Annotated in this window: 17 protein-coding genes; 8 read left to right on the top strand and 9 right to left on the bottom strand. The window is 29.9% G+C overall.

What is annotated here, in order from left to right; genetic code table 11:
• Window positions 1-184 precede the first annotated feature (184 nt).
• The 3 genes from MARIT_RS00085 to bioA are packed head-to-tail and all read left to right on the top strand — an operon-like array spanning window position 185 to window position 3,308.
• The gene (locus MARIT_RS00085) at window positions 185-1,348 is read left to right on the top strand and encodes an aminotransferase class I/II-fold pyridoxal phosphate-dependent enzyme (RefSeq protein WP_024741759.1); all 1,164 of its coding nucleotides are present in this window, start codon (window positions 185-187) and stop codon (window positions 1,346-1,348) included.
• A 23-nt stretch (window positions 1,349-1,371) separates the two neighbouring features.
• Window positions 1,372-1,992, top strand: coding sequence for a dethiobiotin synthase (gene bioD, locus MARIT_RS00080; RefSeq protein WP_024741758.1), 621 nt, complete (start codon window positions 1,372-1,374; stop codon window positions 1,990-1,992).
• Between the two features lie 47 nt (window positions 1,993-2,039).
• Complete coding sequence (bioA, locus tag MARIT_RS00075) at window positions 2,040-3,308, top strand: adenosylmethionine--8-amino-7-oxononanoate transaminase (protein ID WP_100210451.1); 1,269 nt, start codon at window positions 2,040-2,042, stop codon at window positions 3,306-3,308.
• An 85-nt stretch (window positions 3,309-3,393) separates the two neighbouring features.
• On the opposite strand, the gene MARIT_RS00070 is transcribed toward bioA, so the two are convergent.
• Together MARIT_RS00070 and MARIT_RS00065 are read right to left on the bottom strand one after the other, a co-directional pair.
• Window positions 3,394-4,233 carry a hypothetical protein gene (locus MARIT_RS00070; protein ID WP_024741756.1) on the bottom strand — a complete coding sequence of 280 codons (840 nt, stop codon included), beginning with the start codon at window positions 4,231-4,233 and terminating at the stop codon, window positions 3,394-3,396.
• A 6-nt stretch (window positions 4,234-4,239) separates the two neighbouring features.
• On the bottom strand, window positions 4,240-5,790 hold the full coding sequence (locus MARIT_RS00065; protein WP_157926147.1) for an FAD-dependent oxidoreductase: 1,551 nt from the start codon (window positions 5,788-5,790) through the stop codon (window positions 4,240-4,242).
• Window positions 5,791-6,047: 257 nt separating this feature from the next.
• Between MARIT_RS00065 and MARIT_RS00060 the strand changes: the two genes are divergently transcribed.
• The 4 genes from MARIT_RS00060 (at window position 6,048) to MARIT_RS00045 (ending at window position 12,626) form a co-directional block, all read left to right on the top strand.
• On the top strand, window positions 6,048-9,332 hold the full coding sequence (locus MARIT_RS00060; protein WP_100210449.1) for a DUF4175 family protein: 3,285 nt from the start codon (window positions 6,048-6,050) through the stop codon (window positions 9,330-9,332).
• A gap of 3 nt (window positions 9,333-9,335) precedes the next feature.
• A complete protein-coding gene (gene ybeY / locus MARIT_RS00055) occupies window positions 9,336-9,749 on the top strand; it encodes an rRNA maturation RNase YbeY (RefSeq protein ID WP_024741753.1) in 414 nt (137 codons plus the stop codon).
• Window positions 9,750-9,799: 50 nt separating this feature from the next.
• Window positions 9,800-11,677, top strand: coding sequence for a tRNA uridine-5-carboxymethylaminomethyl(34) synthesis enzyme MnmG (mnmG, locus tag MARIT_RS00050; protein ID WP_024741752.1), 1,878 nt, complete (start codon window positions 9,800-9,802; stop codon window positions 11,675-11,677).
• Window positions 11,678-11,756: 79 nt separating this feature from the next.
• Window positions 11,757-12,626 carry a class I SAM-dependent methyltransferase gene (locus MARIT_RS00045; RefSeq protein WP_024741751.1) on the top strand — a complete coding sequence of 290 codons (870 nt, stop codon included), beginning with the start codon at window positions 11,757-11,759 and terminating at the stop codon, window positions 12,624-12,626.
• 130 nt (window positions 12,627-12,756) lie between these two features.
• On the opposite strand, the gene MARIT_RS00040 is transcribed toward MARIT_RS00045, so the two are convergent.
• Both MARIT_RS00040 and MARIT_RS00035 read right to left on the bottom strand, forming a co-directional pair.
• Complete coding sequence (locus MARIT_RS00040; protein ID WP_024741750.1) at window positions 12,757-13,155, bottom strand: hypothetical protein; 399 nt, start codon at window positions 13,153-13,155, stop codon at window positions 12,757-12,759.
• 97 nt (window positions 13,156-13,252) lie between these two features.
• The gene (locus MARIT_RS00035) at window positions 13,253-13,933 is read right to left on the bottom strand and encodes a DUF4377 domain-containing protein (RefSeq protein ID WP_159263695.1); all 681 of its coding nucleotides are present in this window, start codon (window positions 13,931-13,933) and stop codon (window positions 13,253-13,255) included.
• Between the two features lie 167 nt (window positions 13,934-14,100).
• On the opposite strand from MARIT_RS00035, the gene MARIT_RS00030 reads away from it, so the two are divergent.
• Window positions 14,101-15,018: an SPFH domain-containing protein gene (locus MARIT_RS00030; RefSeq protein WP_024741749.1), complete on the top strand. Its 918-nt coding sequence runs from the start codon at window positions 14,101-14,103 to the stop codon at window positions 15,016-15,018.
• A gap of 73 nt (window positions 15,019-15,091) precedes the next feature.
• Here MARIT_RS00030 and MARIT_RS00025 read toward each other — a convergent pair whose 3' ends face one another.
• The 5 genes from MARIT_RS00025 to rnr all read right to left on the bottom strand — a co-directional run bounded on the left by MARIT_RS00025 (window position 15,092) and on the right by rnr (window position 20,794).
• The gene (locus tag MARIT_RS00025; protein ID WP_024741748.1) at window positions 15,092-15,280 is read right to left on the bottom strand and encodes a Sec-independent protein translocase subunit TatA/TatB; all 189 of its coding nucleotides are present in this window, start codon (window positions 15,278-15,280) and stop codon (window positions 15,092-15,094) included.
• Window positions 15,281-15,343: 63 nt separating this feature from the next.
• Entirely contained in the window at window positions 15,344-16,021 is a 678-nt protein-coding gene (locus MARIT_RS00020; RefSeq protein ID WP_024741747.1) for a head GIN domain-containing protein, read from the bottom strand.
• Between the two features lie 65 nt (window positions 16,022-16,086).
• Window positions 16,087-17,370, bottom strand: coding sequence for a D-arabinono-1,4-lactone oxidase (locus MARIT_RS00015; RefSeq protein ID WP_024741746.1), 1,284 nt, complete (start codon window positions 17,368-17,370; stop codon window positions 16,087-16,089).
• Between the two features lie 11 nt (window positions 17,371-17,381).
• On the bottom strand, window positions 17,382-18,572 hold the full coding sequence (locus MARIT_RS00010; RefSeq protein WP_024741745.1) for an alanine racemase: 1,191 nt from the start codon (window positions 18,570-18,572) through the stop codon (window positions 17,382-17,384).
• Between the two features lie 5 nt (window positions 18,573-18,577).
• Complete coding sequence (rnr, locus tag MARIT_RS00005) at window positions 18,578-20,794, bottom strand: ribonuclease R (protein ID WP_024741744.1); 2,217 nt, start codon at window positions 20,792-20,794, stop codon at window positions 18,578-18,580.
• Window positions 20,795-20,836 lie beyond the last annotated feature (42 nt).

Raw genomic sequence — 20,836 nt, 5'->3', positions numbered from 1 at the left:
TGTTTAATATCCTTACAAAAAACAACGATAATAATATTATTTTATGTTTCTTGAATAAGAAATGGTTTCAATTTTTTGTTTTGAAGCAAAAAGTTGAAATCACTTCTAAGTGTAAATGCTTATTTGAATGTTTTTTATCATTAAACTATCTTATTGATACGTTCCTTTTAGTATTTTTACCCGAATGAAATTTCCTAAAAAATTACAACAGAAGTTACTTGTAAGAAAAGAGCACCAAGCTTTAAGATTTCTTAGCAAACACAATAATTTAATAGATTTCTCTTCTAATGATTATCTTGGTTTTGCTAAATCTGAATATATTTTTCATCAAACACATCAATTACTGATTGATAAAAATACTAAAAATAATGGAGCTACAGGATCCAGATTACTCTCTGGAAACCATTCTTTTTATGAAAGTGTAGAAAGCTACCTATGTGATTTTCATAATGCAGAAAGTTCTTTAATATTCAACTCAGGATATGATGCTAATATTGGCTTTTTTTCTTCAATACCGCAGCGAGGAGATATTATTTTATATGATGAACTTATTCATGCTTCTATACGTGATGGAATTAGGCTTTCAAATGCTAAATCTTATAAGTTTAAGCATAATGATTTAAAGGACTTAGAAAATAAAATAACTTCTTTTTCTTCTGTATTGAAGGAGGGGGAAAAAGAAATTTATGTTGTAACAGAGGCTGTTTTTTCTATGGATGGCGACCTCCCTAACCTTACTAAAATGACAGCACTTTGCAATAAAAATAATGTGCACTTAATTGTTGATGAGGCTCATTCATTAGGGGTTTTCGGAAACAATGGCTGCGGACTCGTTCAAGCTTTAAATTTAGAAAAGGATATCTTCGCACGAATCATAACTTTTGGTAAAGCATTAGGCTGCCATGGCGCAGTTATAGTAGGTTGCAAAAAACTAAAACAATATTTAATTAACTTTGCTAGGAGTTTTATTTATACTACGGGGCTCTCACCACATTCGTTAGCTACTATTTTTATAGCGTATAAAGAACTAAACAGTAAAAATGGCTTAAAAAAACAGGCGCTATTAAAAAATAATATTGCCCATTTTAAAGAAGAAGTAAACCGATTTGCTCCTGCTTTTACTTTTATACAAAGCACATCAGCAATTCAGTGTTGTATTATCCCTGGAAATGAAAAAGTAAAGGAGATTGCTAAAAATATTGCTTTAAAAGGATACCATGTAAAACCTATTTTATCTCCTACTGTTAGGACGAAGCAAGAAAGACTGCGTTTTTGTTTGCATAGTTATAATTCAAAAGAGGAAATAACTGATGTTTTAGAGATCCTTACTACTTTTGCTTCTGTATAATCATATATAATATCCTTTTTTAAATGAAACAAAAATACTTTATCACAGGTATTTCTACAGAAGTAGGAAAAACAATTGCTTCTGCAATTATTACAGAAGCATTAGAGGCTGATTATTGGAAGCCTATACAAGCAGGAGAACTTGACAATTCTGATATGGATAAGGTAAAAAGGTTTATTTCAAACTCAAAATCAACATTTCACTCAAATTCTTATGCTCTAAAAACACCTATGAGCCCACACGCAGCAGCTGAAATTGATAAGGTTACTATTGATGTAGCTAAAATAACCATTCCTAGTACAACAAATCATTTAGTTATAGAAGGAGCTGGTGGTTTATTAGTTCCTTTGAATGATACTGAAACTATTTTAAACCTTATACAACCCGATTATAAGGTTATTGTAGTATCTCGTCATTATTTAGGAAGTATTAACCACACCCTTTTAACTGTAAACTTATTACAGCAAAAAGGGTTTAATGTTGCTTTACTTTTTTCTGGAAATGAACACAAATCCACAGAAGAAATTATTCAAAAAATGACTCAAATACCTATTATTGGTCGTATTGAAGAAGAACCTTATTTTGATAAAAATGTAGTAAAAGAATATGCTTCTTCTTTCAAGGAACGCCTATTAGGCTTATAAACTGTTACTTATTTGAAATTTATTAAATTATTAGCAACCAAATCATTATGACATTACAAGAAAGAGATAAAAAACATTTGTGGCATCCGTTAACGCAACATCAATTACACCCTAATCATTTAGCTATAACAAAAGCAAAAGGAGCCTTATTATTTGATGATGAAGGAAATGAATATATTGATGGAATAGCCTCTTGGTACACTTGTATGTATGGGCATTGTAATACTTATATTACAAGTAAGGTTGCTGAGCAAATGCAACAACTAGATCATGTTGTTTTTGCGGGCTTTACACATGAACCTGCTATTAAATTATCAGAACAATTAATTGCCATTTTACCTAGTAATCAAGAAAAAATATTTTTTTCTGATAATGGTTCTACAGCAGTTGATATTGCTATTAAAATGGCCTTGCAGTATCATTTTAATCAAGGAGATAAACGAGGAAAAATTATTGCTTTAGAAGATGGTTTTCATGGAGATACCTTTGGAGCAATGTCTGTATCCGGACTCTCTGTTTATAATGGTCCTTTTGAAGACTTTTTTATTGACGTTGATAGAATACCTGTACCTACAAAAGAAAATATTGAAAATGTAAAAGCCTTATTTACTAATTTAATTACCAAAAATAAGGTAGCTGCTTTTATATACGAACCTTTAGTACAAGGAGCAGCAGCAATGAAAATGTTTGCACCTAATTTACTAGATGAATTATTAAACATTGCTAAAAAAAATAATGTTTTAACAATAGCTGATGAAGTAATGACTGGATTTGGAAAAACGGGCAAAAATTTTGCTTCTGAATACCTTACATATCAACCAGACATTATTTGCTTATCAAAATCACTAACAGCAGGAATAGTTCCTATGGCAATTACAAGCTGTTCTCAAAATATTTACAATGCTTTTTTAAGTGATGATATAGGGAAAGGTTTTTTTCATGGGCATACTTATTCTGCAAACCCTACTTCATGTACAGCTGCCTTGGCTGGAATAGAGCTACTACAATCAAAAGAAATACAAAAAAATATTCAAAGAATAATCCATTCCCATCAATCTTTTGACAAAAGAATAAAGAAGCATCCAAAAGTAAAACAAACACGCCAAAAAGGAGTTATTTACGCTTTAGATATAAATATACCAATGGATCGTTATGGTGATTTACGTTACCAGCTATTTCATTTTTTTATGGAAAATGGAGTTTGCTTACGCCCTTTAGGTAATACCATTTATATATTACCTCCTTTTATAACAACAGCGCAACAAATGCAAAAAATATATACGACTATTGAAAAAGCTTTAGATCATCTTCTTTAAGATGCACTTACTTTTTTATTGGGAAATATCAGGATGTAAATAATAATACTTACATCCTGATATTTTATAAAAGACTATGATATCCTTACTTAGTTATTTTTAAATCTGTAATAATATAGAGCAATAAAGCTCCTATGGTAAGTATATTAAATAGTGTTGCAACAAACGTAGCATATTGCGTATTTTCTTTCATTTTTTTAAAAATAGAAATACTAGAGAAATCATATCCTTGCCAATCTTGTAATTTATAAATAACTATTCCATTAAGTATCACTAAATGACTTGCTGTTAAAATTCTGGCATGAAAAAATTCTTCTGAACTAAAAGCAATGATAAATGAGGCTAAATGAACAGATGCCAAAGTTAATTTAGGGAGTAAAGAACGATATTCCACGAAAAGAAGGTTTAACAACCAAAACAAATACACGAATTGCAATGCTTTAGGTGTGTTACCTCCCCAAAATTGTAATTCATTATGCACTGTTATTGAAGTACCACTTCCATGGGCATTCCAAAATAGAAGACCTATTCCTAAAGCTATAGAAGAAGGGAGACACCTCCAATTTTTGCTTTTAATTTGGGAACCTATAAACCCTCCTATTTGAAAAATAAAAAAAACAGAAAAAGCAATGTCTAAAGCCATAGACCATTTGCCTTCTTCAAGTGGAGATACTTTAGCAACTAAACAAATAATATTAAACCCTGTTTCCAGTATAATTAACCTTTTAACATCTTTAAAATTTTCCGATTTCTGAAAAATAGGAATTGCAATTAATAACACTACTATTGTTATCATAAACTCAAACCATACACTTTGCCTTGATAAGGAAACGATTCCTTGACAATAAATAAGGGCTCCCGCAAGAAATAATAAGGTTGTTGCTAGTTGATAATAACTATGTTGATTTTGCTTTGTATTGCTCATTCTTTTTTACTTTGAAATTATCGTATCTTTTATAATTTCTTCCGTACAATGCAATGCATTTTCCATACTTCTCTCTAGAGTAGAGGGGATCGTCCATTTTTGCTTGTCGTTATTTACCCATTCACCTCCAAGGTAAACATTTTCTAACAAAGAAGATTTTGTATGTACTTTGTTTTTATAAGAAGGGTTTATTAATTGATCTTGTATAACCCAACAAACATCATCTTTAGAGCTATTTGGTATAATAGGACCTTTAAACCAACTATCATACTCTTGTTTTTTAGCTACCTCTATAGGAACAATTAAAGCACCTGGTCCTATTTTCAACGCTCCATTAAAGCAAGTTGCAAATACTTCATTAGAAATCCCCATTTGCGCTAAAATTTCATCTCGTACCTCTTCATGATTACATTCTATTAACGGTTTATTATATACAATACCATTATGATACTCCATTCTAGTTGCTGTTATAGAAAGAGTAGCTACAACACCTTCTCCAAACTTTGTATGGTGATATTTATTGGTATGATACACTTTATAACTCAATCCCCAAGCAGAATCAATAATAATTCCTAATGTTTTCTTTTTAAACTTTTCAGGGATCGTTTTCATATGCAATTGAAAACCATGACTTTTTATATTTTCTACATTAATAAGTGGTTTTAATTCAGGAAAAACGGCAATGGCTGGGGCAGGAGGTGTTGCAATAGCATAGGCATCCGCAATAACTTTTTCTCCATTATTCAAAATAACACTTTCTACTTTTGTATTTCCTCTTTGTACACTTTCTAATTTAGAATTAAAATGAAACTTTACTCCCTTTTCTTTTAAAAAATGATACCAAGGCATGATAAGACATTCAGAAATAGGTCCATTAAAAGTAATGCTGTAAGTAGGAGGAGATAGAGGAGAAGCTTTTATTTTTTTACAAAGAAGCAACTGAAGAATGTCTCCTGTTCTACTAAAATCACTTCCTGCAATCCAAGAAGAAAGTACTTTATGTAAAAAAGCTGCAAGTTCTGGTCGTTTATCATATTCAAAATATTTAGAAATAGGCATTTCTTTTTCTTCTGAGTTCTTTATTTTTTGAGTTAATCTTGTTTTAAACCAATAAATATCTTTTAATGGAACTCCATCAAAAAACATAGCATTAGCAGATTTTAAATTATCTATAAGCTCTGTTAATATCGAAAAGTTTTCTCTAGAAAAATCCATTGATTTATCTTTATGTGTCCACACAAACTGCACATTAGTAATAGGCTCTAATTTTTCTAGTAAATTGCCTGTTTTAGTAGGAATTTCTTTTAGCGTTTCTAATAAAACTGTATTACTAGAAAACATTTGCCGATGTGTTAATTCTGAAGGTAATCCTGACGCTATATATCCGATACATTTTCCTCCAGGCAATGCTCTTTCTTCATAAACGTGCACTTCCATATTTCGTTTAATACATTCATGAGCCATCTTTAATCCAGAGACTCCTGCTCCAAAAATAGCTACTAACGGCTTCTTTTTTAAGGATGCTACTGCTGCTTCTGATAGGGGTTTTTTATCCATTATTATAAATTTAATTTCGACACTAAAATCGGTAATTATAACATCGGTAAAAGCCATAAAAACGTTAAAAAAACGCTTTTTGTTAATCGCTTATAAAATGGATTAATTCTTAGTAATTAAGCGGCTTTCCTACTTTAAATGGAGTCATTATTGTTGAATGGTTTTGTTGATTTGTCTTAAAATTTAACTTATTTAGCAGGCTTTAATTAATTTGTGTATTAATTTACTCTTAAAAGTAGTACTTTTATAGGTTAATTATGAGTGAGTTTCAAAAAATAGAGCAAAAGCTACAGCAATTTTCTAAGAAGTACTATACCAATGAGCTAATTAAAGGAAGTATTTTATTTCTTTCTTTAGGGTTCTTATATTTCTTTTTAACCCTATTCATCGAATATTTTTTATGGTTAAAACCTACTGCAAGAACCATCTTGTTTTGGATTTTTATTCTCGTAGAAATAATACTTCTAATTCGGTTTATATTATTTCCTCTTTTCAAGCTTATCGGTTTACAAAAAGGTATTTCATTAGAGGAATCTTCTAAAATCATAGGGAATCATTTTCCTGATGTAAAAGACAAACTTTTAAATGTATTGCAACTGAAAAGAAATAGCAATCCATCAGATTTACTACTAGCTAGTATTGAACAAAAATCAAATGATTTAAAACCTATTCCTTTTACAAAAGCGATTAGCTTTAGAAACAACCTAAGGTATTTAAAGTATGCTTTAGTTCCTGTTTTTGTTTGCCTATTAACTTTTTTTACAGGAAGCAACGCTGCCTTTACAGAAAGTTTTAAAAGAGTTGTTAATCATAGAACTGCTTACACACCTCCAGCTCCTTTTTATTTTTATGTAAAAGAGGAAAAATTAAATGTTATAGAGGGTAATTCTTTACATCTTGTAGTGGAAGTAAATGGTGATATTTTACCTGAAGAAGTAAAAATCCATTTTCAGAATCAGTCTTATTATTTACAAAAGGATGGGGCTAAAAACTTTTCTTATACTTTTTCTGAAATACGCAAACCTCTTAGCTTTTATGTTGAAGCGAATAGTATTCAATCAAAAACATATCAAATCAATGTCATAAAGACTCCAACTATCCAAAAAATGGCTATTTCTTTGTCATATCCTAAATATATAGGAAAACCTAATGAGATAATTAACAATACGGGAAATCTTATTGTTCCACGGGGAACAATTGTAAAATGGTCCGTATTTACACACCAAACAGATACTGTTTTATTTATTGATAATCATAAATCTAATGCTTTTATAAAAGAAAAAGACAATAAGTTTCACTTATCAAAACGTATTTTAAATGACATTCACTATCAAATAGCCACTTCTAATAAAAACTTAAAAAATTATGAACTCCTTCAATACACAATCAATACTATAAAAGACGAACATCCTCAAATAACCATATCTTCAAATATTGATAGCATTTCCCGTGGTCCTGCGCAATTTGCTGGTCAAATTTCAGATGATTATGGATTTCATAAACTAGAATTGGTTTACTACGATAAAAAGTTACCTGAAAACACGCATACCTTCAAGTTAACTACGAATCAAAGTAATGTGCAAACTTTTTTTTATGAATTTCCTGAAGGATTAGAATTGAAAGAAGGCGTTGATTATGAACTTTTTTTTCAAGTTTTCGATAATGATGTGATTAGTGGTTATAAAAAAGCCAGTAGTAAAAAATTCAGTTATCGAAAAAAGACAGCTAAAGAGGTAGATCAAGAACTTCTTCAAGAGCAAAAAAATACTATTAATGACTTAGAAAAATCTATAAACAAACAACAACAAAACAAATCAGAACTAGAAAAAATTCAGTTCGATTTACAAAATAAAAAAAATATAAACTGGAACGACCAAAAGAAAATAAAGCAATTTATAAAGCGTCAAGAGCAGTATAAAGAAATGATGCAAAGACAAACTCATAAACTGCAAGAAAACTTATCAGAAAAAAAAGAATCTTCTAAATCTTTACAAATAAAAAAGGAAGCATTAAAAGAAAGGGTAGAAGAGCTAAAAAAATTAGACAAACAACAAAAATTACTAGAAGAGCTACGCAAAATGGCTGAAAAATTAAATAAAGATGATTTATTGAAAAAAGCCAAAGAAATTGCACAGCAAAACAAACAACAGGAACGAAGCTTAGAGCGAATTTTAGAGCTTACTAAACGTTTTTATATAGAGCAAAAAATTAACCAGATATCAGAAAAATTAAACAGTCTTTCCAAAAAGCAACATAAACTTTCTGAGACAGATACGAGTCTTGAAGAACAAAAAAAATTAAATAAAGAGTTTAAAAAGATCCAGGACGAATTTAAAGAACTTCAAAAGAGCAATCAAAAATTAAACGATCCTATGAAAATCCCTTCTATGGACGAATTACAAAAGCAAACAAACAAGGCTTTAGATAAAGCAACTGAAAACATAGAAAGTAAAAAAGAAAAAAGCGCTAAGAAAAATCAAAAGAACGCTGCTAAAAAAATGCAGCAAATGAGTTCTCAAATGCAACAATCTATGCAACAAATGAGCAATGAAATGGAAGAGGAAAACATGGATGATTTACGTCAGGTACTAGAAAATCTACTTACTTTTTCTTTTCAACAAGAAGAGCTAATGAATGCTTTTAATACAACAACAACAGCTCACCCTAACTTTGGTAAAAACCTGAAAAAGCAATACCAATTAAAAACTTATTTTGAGCATATTGACGATAGTTTATATGTATTATCAATGCGTGTTCCTAAGATTTCAACAAAAATCCAAGATCAATTATCTTTAGCTCATTATAATTTAGAGCAATCATTAGAAAACTTTACTGAAAGTCGTTTTAGAAATGGTATCTCCAATCAACGTTATACCATGACAGCAGCCAATACCTTAGCTGATATGCTGAGTAACGTACTTAATTCAATGCAAAACCCACGCCCAGGAAACGGGAAAGGAAAAGGAAAAGGTCAGCAATCTTTTAGTTTACCAGATATCATTAAGAAGCAAAGCGAACTCTTAAAAAAAATGGAAGATGGTTTGCAAAAAAGTAAAGATGGAAAACCTAAAAAAGATGGGAAAGGAAAGCAGCAAGGAAGCAAGGGAGAACAAAATAGTGAGAAAATGAATGGAGATTTATTTGAAATATACAAACAACAATCAGCACTACGTGAGCAACTAGAAAACGCCATAAAAAATGGCAGCAATGGAAATGGAGCTGCTAAAAAAGCCTTAAAAACAATGGAGCAATTAGAAAATAGCATCCTTGAAAAAGGGTTTAATAAAACTACCCTTCAAAAAATGCAGGAGCTCAATTACCAATTACTAAAACTAGATAAAGCTACTTTTAAACAAGGTAAAGACAAAAAACGTAAGTCTAACACCAATGTAGAAGAATACAAACTAAGGGATGCTAAAAAACTAAAATTTAAAAAGCTGTTTTATAACCAAACTGAAATTTTAAATAGACAATCATTACCTTTACACCAAAATTATAAAAAGAAAGTACAAGAGTACTTTTCTACATCTAAGAATAACTAATAAATGATAACATTCAATTACGAAACTAGCTTCCAATTAAAAGATGAAAATAAAATAATTAATTGGGTAGATACCTGTATCAAAAATGAAAATTTCGAGCTAGGAGAAATCAATTATATTTTTTGCAATGATGAATATTTGCATAAAATAAATGTTGAATTTCTACAACATGATACCTTAACTGATATTATAAGCTTTGATTATACTATGGGAAAACTAATTGGTGGAGATATTTTTATTTCTATAGATAGGGTAGCGGAAAATGCTAACGATTATCATGTTACTTTTGAAGAGGAACTTCATAGAGTAATCATTCATGGCATACTTCATTATATGGGATATAAAGATAAAACAGCACAAGAAAAAGAAACAATGAGAAGTAAAGAAAATAGCAGTTTATTGCTGCTAAAAAATTAAAAACAACCCTTAAACAACAAATAGTTTCACGTGGAACGATATATAAAAAGATGAGTTTATTTACAACAACATACGATGTAATTGTAGTAGGTGGTGGTCATGCAGGAAGTGAAGCAGCAGCAGCAAGTGCCAACATGGGAGCACACACCTTATTAATAACAATGAACTTGCAAAACATTGCTCAAATGAGCTGTAACCCAGCAATGGGAGGAATTGCAAAAGGACAAATAGTTAGAGAAATAGATGCTTTAGGTGGTTACAGTGCTATTGTAACAGATAAAACAGCTATACAGTTTAAAATGCTAAACAAATCTAAAGGACCTGCAATGTGGAGTCCAAGAGCTCAGTCTGATAGAATGCAGTTTGCAGAAACATGGAGGAATATGCTTGAAAAAACAGCCAATTTAGATTTCTATCAAGATTCTGTTAATGGTCTTATTTTTGAAAACGATACAATTACAGGTGTAAAAACAGCGCTAGGTTTAACAATAAAAGCAAAAACAGTAATAGTAACAGCAGGTACTTTTTTAAATGGCTTAATTCATATAGGAGAAAAAACATTTGGAGGAGGTAGGGCAGGAGAGAGCGCTTCAACTGGGATTACAGAAGATTTAATTAATAAAGGGTTTGAAGCAGGAAGAATGAAAACAGGAACTCCTCCTCGTGTAGATGGAAGATCATTAGATTATTCGAAAATGACAGAGCAACCTGGTGATAGTAGCCCTGAAAAGTTTTCTTATTTACCCGTTACAAGCAGCTTACAAAAACAGCGCTCTTGCTACTTAACATATACCAATTCAACTACACATGATTTACTTCGTGAAGGTTTTGATAGATCTCCTATGTTTAATGGTAGGATTAAATCAACAGGGCCGCGCTATTGCCCTTCTGTAGAAGATAAAATAAATCGTTTTGCAGAAAAAGACAGACATCAAATTTTTGTTGAACCTGAAGGCTGGAACACCGTAGAAGTTTATGTAAATGGCTTTTCTACCTCTCTCCCTGAAGACATACAAGACAAAGCTATTCGCTCTATAAAAGGTTTTGAAAATGTAAAATTCTTTCGATATGGTTACGCGATAGAATATGATTATTTTCCTCCAACCCAATTGACTCACTCTTTAGAAACTAAGTTAATTAAAAACTTATTTTTTGCTGGTCAAATAAACGGCACTACAGGATATGAGGAAGCTGCTGCCCAAGGTTTGATGGCTGGAGTAAACGCTGCTTTAAAAACGCAAAACAAACCTCCTTTTATTTTAAAAAGGAATGAAGCTTATATTGGTGTTCTTATAGATGATTTAATAACTAAAGGAACTGAAGAACCTTATAGAATGTTTACTTCTCGTGCAGAATACAGAACCCTTTTAAGACAAGATAATGCTGATTTACGCTTAACTCCAAAATCATTTGAAATAGGTTTAGCTTCAAAAGAACGAATGGAAAGAGTTATAGAAAAACAAAATAAAACAGAAGAACTAATACAATTTGTAAAAAACCTAAGCGTTAAAAAAGAGGAAATAAACCCTATTCTTGAAACTAAAAAACTAGCTTTAGTTAATCAGTCAATGAAGTTATTTAAAATAGCTTCTAGACCGCAACTATCATTTATTGATTTTAAACATATAAAAAAGCTAGCTTCCTTTCTTCAAGAAAAAAACATAGACAACGAAATAGTAGAACAAGTAGAAATCTACTTAAAATACTCTGGTTATATTGAAAAGGAGAAGAACAATGCAGACAAATTAAATAGATTAGAAAACGTTCCTATTCCTGCTAGTTTTGATTATAGTAAAGTAAAATCATTATCATATGAAGCAAGAGAAAAACTTTCTAAAATACAGCCAACCTCAATATCGCAAGCAAGTAGAATAAGTGGAGTATCTCCTAGTGATATTTCTGTTTTATTAGTGTATATGGGAAGATAATTTAACAACGTTCCACGGGGAACATTATAATATTAAAAACTAATTGTTCCTCGTGGAACATCTAAACAGATCAATTAAAATGGGAGAGGAGAAAGAACTCTACAAAAATGTACATCCATACTTAAACTGTATAGATTATACTGTATCCAATGAATCCTATGAAGTAATGCTTAACAAAGAATTTCAAATGTTAGTAACTTCACCTGTGCCTTCTAACTTGGAAGATTATTACAAGAGTGATAATTATATTTCACATACAGATAGTAAAAAATCTTTGTTAGATAAAATGTACCATATCGTAAAAGGGTATGCTTTAAAGAAAAAACTTAATCTTATCAATTCATTTGCATCAGAAGAAAAAAAAGTTCTAGATATTGGTGCGGGTACAGGAGATTTTTTAAGTATCTGTAAAAAGAATAACTGGAAGGTATTTGGAGTTGAGCCTAGCGTAAATGCAAGAAAAAATGCTTACTCAAAAGGGATTCATCTAAAAAATAATTTATCCAGTTATAAGGATGAGCAATTTGATATTATCACGATGTGGCATGTTTTGGAACATGTGCAAAACCTACCAGAATATATACAGACCTTAAAAAAACTATTAAAACCAACTGGTAGATTAATTATAGCCGTTCCTAATTATAAAAGTTATGATGCCAAATACTACCATGAGTTTTGGGCAGCTTTTGATGTACCTAGACATCTATGGCATTTTTCTAAATATTCAATCCAACAATTATTTAGTAAAGTAAATATAGAAATTGAAAAAATACTTCCCATGATTTTTGATGCTTACTATGTTTCTATTTTGAGCGAAAAAAATAAAACAGGAAAAATCAATTTTATAAGAGCTTTTTATATTGGTTTCCTCTCAAATCTAAAAGCTAAAAAGTCTTTAGAGCATTCTTCTTTAATTTATGTGTTAAAAAATAAAGAAAAATCGTTTTAACCCATTTTTAATACATTTAAAAAAATATTATAACGAATCATAAGGAGTAAAAATAAAAACCTCTTAAAACGCTTGTTTTAAGAGGTTTTTAAATAAATAATTATTATAATATAATTACACTTTATAATAATTATTTATTAAGTAAATATATTCCAAAAATCGTAATTATAAAATAAACAGCTAAAGTCATTGCCCCTGCATAATCTTTTGCCAACCTTTGGCCTATCAATAAAAAAATTAAGCATAGCGCTGAAATCTCTACGCCTAATAATGCTAAATTTTTAGTACCTACTGTAGCCAACTGAAATACTCCAACAAACATTAAAGCACCTGCTATTAATTCCATCACTAAAATTATAGCCAATAATAGTGGTACATTATTTTTTAATGGCGAATTTTGAAAGTGGCTTTTTATAAAAGATAAGTTTCCATTCCAATCTGTCACTTTATCTATTCCAGACTGTAAAAAAGTAACAATTAAAAATAATAAGATTAAAATTTCTGCTACGTATTGTTGAATTAGTTCCATAATAAATGTTTTATACAAAAATATCTATTTCTTCTATTCAATAATTAAATGCTTCCATATTCTTTTTAACAACAAATCATTTCTTCCTTCATACATACTAATCTATTTTATTAAAACGCAGCACCTCCTTATTATTTCCGTCAAACAAATACAATTCATTATTTTCTATTTTATATGTTTTTACGGCTTCTAAGGCCTCAAAAAAAAGATCTTCAAGGTTCATATCCAAGCACATCATTTTAGTAGCTCCTATCTTAGAAAATGTAATTTTTTTTCCTGTTAAAGTTTCTATACTTCCAAAAAAACGATTGCAAGCTCCTTTTCCTAGTATCTTTTTATTACCTACTTCTATCTCTATTCTTGGGCGACTATCTTCTTCTTTTAATTGAATGTCTCTTCCTTTAATTTTTGTAGCTACCCAAACATCCTGTAATCTTAACTTAGTATCAGGCGTTTTAGAAATAACTTCTATTAATTGATATCTTTTACTAGAACCATCAGCAGGAATCTCTTTTTCATTCAAATTTTCTATAGAAATGCGAAGCTTATAAATATAACCTGGTTCATAAGTAAATCCTTCTATTTCATCGTAAAAAAATTCCCATTTATTAGGTATTAATTCTCTTCCTAGTTGTGTTTCAAGACAGCTCATAGGAACTACTCCAGTACAAGTAACTCTAGTACTATTTACCCAAATTGTATCTTTTATCATATTTTTCTGTGTTGCACATGATGTTAACATAAATAAACTTAAAAATAAATAAACTAATTTTTTCATTATTCTCTTTTTGATGTTCCTTCTTTTTTGGGCAGAAACTATGCCAAATTGCACTATCAAAGCTATTATAAAAAAATAATATGTAACATTTAAAAAACTATGCGTCTTGTATGTAGTTACTACTTTAAGTATCTTTACAAAAAACATTAAAAACAAAAAATTAAGTTATGCCATTTATCCCTATTCTAATTGGGGTTGGATTTTTTATAATCCTAGCCTCTATTTTCATCGTAAAACAACAAACAGCTGCTATTATAGAACGTTTTGGTAAATTCCATAGCATTCGACATTCTGGTCTTCAATTTAAAATACCAGTTTTTGACAGAATTGCAGGAAAACTAAGTTTAAAAATTCAACAGTTAGACGTAATTGTTGAAACTAAAACTTTAGATGATGTATTTACTAAATTAAAAGTATCCGTTCAATATGTAGTCATAAAAGATAAAGTATATGATGCCTTTTATAAACTAGAGTATCCACATGAGCAAATTACAAGCTATGTATTTGACGTAGTACGTGCAGAAGTTCCTAAAATGAAATTAGACGATGTATTTGTCAAAAAAGATGATATTGCTATTGCCGTAAAATCTGAATTACAAGATGCAATGGTTAATTATGGTTTCGATATTATAAAAACTCTTGTTACTGATATTGATCCTGATGCCCAAGTAAAAGAAGCTATGAACCGTATTAATGCTTCTGAACGTGAAAAAGTAGCTGCTCAATATGAAGGTGATGCCCAACGTATTTTAATTGTTGAAAAAGCAAAAGCTGAAGCAGAAAGTAAACGATTACAAGGTCAAGGTATTGCAGATCAACGTAGAGAAATTGCACGTGGTTTGGAAGAATCTGTAGAAGTCTTAAACAAAGTAGGTATCAATTCACAAGAGGCTTCTGCTTTAATTGTAGTTACACAACATTATGATACGCTACAATCTATTGGACAAGAAACTAATAGTAATTTAATATTATTACCTAATTCTCCCCAAGCAGGAAGCCAAATGCTAAATGATATGGTTGCTAGTTTTACTGCTAGTAATCAAATAGGAGAAGCTATGAAAAAAGCAAAAAAGAAAGAAGAATAATTAAAATATGAGCTACAAAAAAGGTCGAAACTAAAACTAGTTTCGACCTTTTTATTTTTATCTCTAAAAAAGTTTATTTTTTTTCCTCTATTTTTTCGTCTTCTTCAGATCTTGTAGCGTCTTTAAACTCTTTTATTCCTGTACCTAAGCCTTTCATTAACTCAGGTATCTTACGACCACCAAACATTAATAAAACCAAGGCTACAATAATAGCTATCTGCCAAGGTCCAACAAATCCAAGAAATATAGTAAGTGTATTCATTTATTCTAATTTTTACCTTACAAAGATACAAAAGCTTTTGATACCATCCGAAACGAATACTATTTAACTTCTTTGTTCAATGATTCCTCCTATAACTTTTTTAGTTTTTAAGACTTCAGGACTTCCTTTGTAAAATATTGATCCTCCAAAACTCACTTTTAAATCTAAAGTTTCACTAGCTTGTATTTCTGCCTTTGCACCCGAAGCTGCTTTTACTATAGATATTTCAGAAGCTGTTAAATTATATCCATGATATACCCCTCCTAAATCTACGTTGACTACTTGATTTTTAGCTACTCCTGATAATTTTAACACCCCTCCTGAAGAGGATTTTACTTTTAAATGCTTAATATCAACTACCAAATTCATAAAAGCACCTTCTTGCACTTTTACTTCTATTTTTTGCTGTTTAAAACCTTTTCCTGTAATGGTAGCCCCTTCATTAGCATCTATTATTTGAATATCATCTTTAAAATACAACTTTACATATACCTTTTTATCAGCTGTTGTTTCTGGAAATCTTAATAAGATTTTTAAGGTAACTCCGTCATTTTTTACTTTTACTTTCTCTGCTTTTTCTCCTGTAATTTCAAGCTTTTGCTCATTTGATTTAATCAACTCTACATCAATCCCGTTATATACCTTTAAAGTAGAGAAATCTCCTAAATGCTTACTTATAGTTGTTTGTGCTGATACCAATGCTGTTATCAAAAACAAACCCAAAAATGCTGTTTTCTTCATGACTTTTACATTATTACTAACAAGATCAATAATTATACCAACTGGTTTTATTAAAAAAAAGTATCTCAAACCATTAATATATTACGTAGATTTTCGTTTAGAAAGATTTCCTCAGGATCTTGTCTTTTTCTTTGTTCATTATACACCCCAAACATAGGATATTTTTCGTAAAAATACTCTGCTTTTTTGTAATGTATTTTTCCCCAATGAGGCCTGCCTTCGTATTTCGAAAATATTTCTTCTAACGCTTCAAAATACTTCTTGTACTCCTTGCCTTTATATACATGGCAAGCAATATATGCCGATTCTCTTTGATAAGCAGGACTTATATAAATATCATCTTTTTGAACAAATCTATTTTCAATAGGAAAATGAATATTAAACTTCTTACGATAAATACAATTTACTATATCTTTCATGGCCTCTTTGTATGCTTCTATAGGAATATTATACTCCATTTCTGTAAATTTTACCAATCTTGGTGTAGCATATACATTTTTACTGTCTTTTATTTTGGTGGTGTTTGATAAAAAATTTGACGAAATTTTAGCTACTGTAGTATTTAACTTAGGAAACCATTTGGCTGAGTTACAAAGAAGCTTAAATACATAATTTTCTATAATTATATCATTAAAATAGTTTAGAAAACTATCTTTATCTTCTTCTTTATCAGTTATATTGGAATATTTTGTTTGTACTGAATTTGTATAGGGTAACCAATAAAATTCAAAGTTTCTGTTGTTTTTATTTAAAGCTTCTAGGTTTGTTAATACATCTGTTAATAACTCTGATTTTTTCTCTAATTTTAATTTATAGTTAGCTACACATTTAAGTGTTACTTCAGTTATGATACCAAAAACTCCTAATGAAATTTGTAAACATTTAAACAGCTCTCTATTCTCATGTTCTGAGCAATATACTGTTTCTCCCAAACCATTTATAAACTTAATTCCGACAACTTGAGTACTTATACTACCCAATTTTACACCTGTTCCATGAGTACCTGTACCAATTGCACCTGCAATGGATTGTTTATCAACATCTCCCATATTTTCCATAGCAAAACCATAAGATGCTAATAAACTAGTTAGTTTATATAGTTTAGTTCCTCCTCTTACTGTTACATAATTATTTGCTTCATTTATCTTCACTATTCCTTGATAGTTATCTAAATTCAAACAAATATCATCTGTATTATTTAAAGAACTAAAAGAATGTTTACTCCCATAAATTCTTATTTTTCTTTGGTTTTTAATTGCCTCTGAAACAATCTCTATGATTTCCTTTTCAGTTGAAGGTTGTAAAAATTGTTTAGGATTCCATTGTTGATTTTCAGACCAATTCTTCATTTTTTATATGTTTAGAGAAAAGCAAAGCCATCACCTCTATAAGTAGTAACTTTATCTATAATTTTATGATTCCTTATTCTATATATTTCATTAAAACGTTCACATAATTCACCTGCTTTTGCATGGCGTAAAAAAACAGGATCTCCTATTTTTAAATGCTCTTTTCCTTTATAAACAATAGGGGTTTGTACTTCTCCACAGCCTTCATTAGCTACGAATCTTGCTCCTTCTAATAAATCTATTTTAGGTGCTTTAAGTTTATCTATACTTCCTGAAGCAATATATCCTCCTCCATGGCATGTATAGTAGTTTTCTTTAGGATTTCTTACGATTTGTATGGCAAATCCCGCAGACGGATTTAATTGAAAATCACGATAATTATCAAATAAATGAGGGTTATAAAATCCTGATCCTATGGTTATTTCAGTAATTTCTTTTTCCTCTAAAGTTTCTTTAATACTTCCTGTTCCTCCGCCATTTATAAATCGAAGATCAAAACCATTTTTCTTTATCAAATTAATTGCAGCGGTTCTTCTTTTTCTGATTTTACTGATAGAGCGGTTTTTTAAAATTTTTATCATTAAGTTTTTAATTGTATCTCCTTTTACATTGTCACCTAAGCCTGCTATTTGAGCTTCATAGCCCATAAGCCCATCTAATTTAACAAAATGTGATTTTTTAATGCTATTTAATAACTTTTGTAATTGTTGATTATTTGTTATAGAAGAGCGCCAAACTCCAAAATGAATGGGGCCAAAATCAGAAGAACAATCTAAATCTATACAAATAGGCAGTTGTACTTTTTTTTCCTTTCCTACTGCATTAATAAGCGCAACATGCTCTATTTTGTCAACCATTAATACAATCGTTTTATTTTTTAAAATTACATCAGCTATTTGCGATATCAAATTTTTATCTACACAAGGGTATCCTAACAAAATATCATCAAAACCTTGTTTAACTAAAAACAAACTTTCAAGAGCTGTAAATGACATAATTCCTTTAAACTTATTTGATTTCCTAAATAAGTACTTAAGAATTTCAATACTTCTTACTGATTTTGATGCAATTCTAATGGTGCCTCTGTTAGCTCGTTCCGTGAGTATTTTTACGTTAGCATCTAACATTTCCATATCAATATAAGCCAATGGAAATGTTTCTTTTTTAAAAATTTCTTTATATGTACAATAATTTCTCTCCAAGTAAATTAATGACTTATTAATTCAAAATCTAAATGCTTACGTTCCAGATCTGTATGTTTTACTTTTACAACTACTTCATCACCTAATTGAATGGTATTTTTTGTTGATTGTCCAACAATAGCATATTGTTTTTCGTCAAAAATATAGTAATCGTCTTTTATATCACGAATACGCACCATTCCTTCACATTTATTTGATTTTATTTCTACATAAATTCCCCACTCTGTAACTCCTGAAATAACTCCTTCAAATGCTTCATTTTTATGGTCTTGCATATATTTTACCTGCATATACTTAATGCTTTCACGCTCTGCTTTAGAAGCTAATTCTTCCATTTTTGAAGAATGTTTACACTTTTCTTCATAAATTTCTGCTTTAGGTGAACTAGCACCATCTAAATAATGTTGCAATAAACGATGAGTCATTACATCTGGATAACGCCGAATTGGAGAGGTAAAATGACTATAATAATCAAAAGCCAATCCGTAATGTCCTATATTTTGAGTAGTATATGCAGCTTTACTCATAGAACGAATTGCCAAAGTTTCTACCATATTTGCTTCTCCTTTACCATGAACATCATGTAGCAATTTATTCAAAGATTCTGAAGTACTTTCTTTTGATGCTGTATCTATTTTATAACCAAATTTACCTATAATACTTTGTAGTGATGCTAATTTTTCGATATCTGGCTCATCATGAATTCTATAAATAAACGTCTTATTAGTTGCTTTCCCTTTAGAGAATCCTATAAACTCTGCCACTTTTCTATTAGCTAATAACATAAATTCTTCAATTAATTTGTTAGCATCTTTTGACTCTTTAAAGTAAACTCCTATAGGATTTGCAGCTTCATCTAAATTAAATTTTACTTCTACTCTATCAAATGAAATAGCTCCTTCTTTCATACGTTTTTTACGCAATTTCTTAGCTAACTCATCTAATTTTAAAGTAGCTTCTACAAGTGCTGGTGCCACTTGATACTCTTTATCAATAATAGAAATATCTATTGGCATTGTATATCCTTTATTTATTTCTGATAAGGAACAATTTTCTATAATTGCTTGTGCTTCTTCATAAGCAAATCGTTGATCTGAATAGGTTACTGTTCTTCCAAACCATTGGTTTACCAGTTCTGCTTTTTCATTCATCTCAAACACAGCAGAAAATGTTAATTTTTCTTCATGAGGTCTTAACGAACATACACCATTTGATAACATTTCTGGTAGCATAGGTACCACTCTGTCAACTAAATAAACAGAAGTTGCTCTGCTATAAGCTTCATCATCTAAAATTGTTTTTGGTTGTACATAATGAGATACATCAGCAATATGCACTCCTATTTCATAATTTCCATTTTCTAATTTAGTAAATGACAAAGCATCATCGAAATCTTTTGCATCTTTAGGATCTATTGTAAAAGTTAAATCTTTACGCATATCTCTTCTCTTTGCTATTTCTTCTGCTGTTATTTCTATAGGTAACGTAGCTGCTTCTTTTTCAACTTCTGCTGGAAATTCATAAGGCAAACCATATTCTAATAAAATAGAATGAATTTCGGTATCATGATCTCCTGGTTTTCCTAAAACTTGTGTTATTTTTCCAAATGGATTTTTAGAGTTTTCTGGCCAATCTGTAATTTTTGCTACTACTTTATCACCATGCTCCGCTCCATTTAATTTATTTTGGGAAATAAAAATATCTGCATACATTTTATTACTATCTGGCAATACAAATCCGAAATTTTTACTCATTTGTAAAACTCCAACAAACTCTTTTTTAGCTCGTTCTAGTATTTCAACTACATCTGCTTCTAATTTATTACTTCGTTTCTTTTTATAAACATATACTCGAACAGTATCATTATGTAATCCTTTTCCTAAATTTACTGAAGGTACAAAAACATCGTTTTCAAAATCATCAGAAATAAAATAGGCATTCCCATTAGAAGTAACATCTAATATACCTATATGATATTTCCTATCTTCATTTATTTGGTATTTACCTCTATCAATTTCCTTAATTTTTTTAGTAGCAGTTAATTCAGCTAATTTTTTTAATATTTGAGTTTTACCATCTGTATCAGCAATTCCCATTTTAGCAGCTATTTGTTTATAATTATAAAACTTACTGCTATCTTCATTAAGTATTTTAAATATATTACGTGTTAAATCTTTTATTACTTTCCCTTTCTTTTTGTAGATTTTCTTCTTTCTTGCCATTAATCTTTCGTCTTTAATTTGTTATAATTTTCAACCAAAATA

The sequence above is a fragment of the Tenacibaculum maritimum NCIMB 2154 genome, assembly GCF_900119795.1.
GTDB classification, from domain to species: domain Bacteria; phylum Bacteroidota; class Bacteroidia; order Flavobacteriales; family Flavobacteriaceae; genus Polaribacter; species Polaribacter maritimus.
The sequence above is the reverse complement of the archived record's forward strand: the minus strand, read 5'-3'. Positions and strand labels throughout refer to the sequence as shown.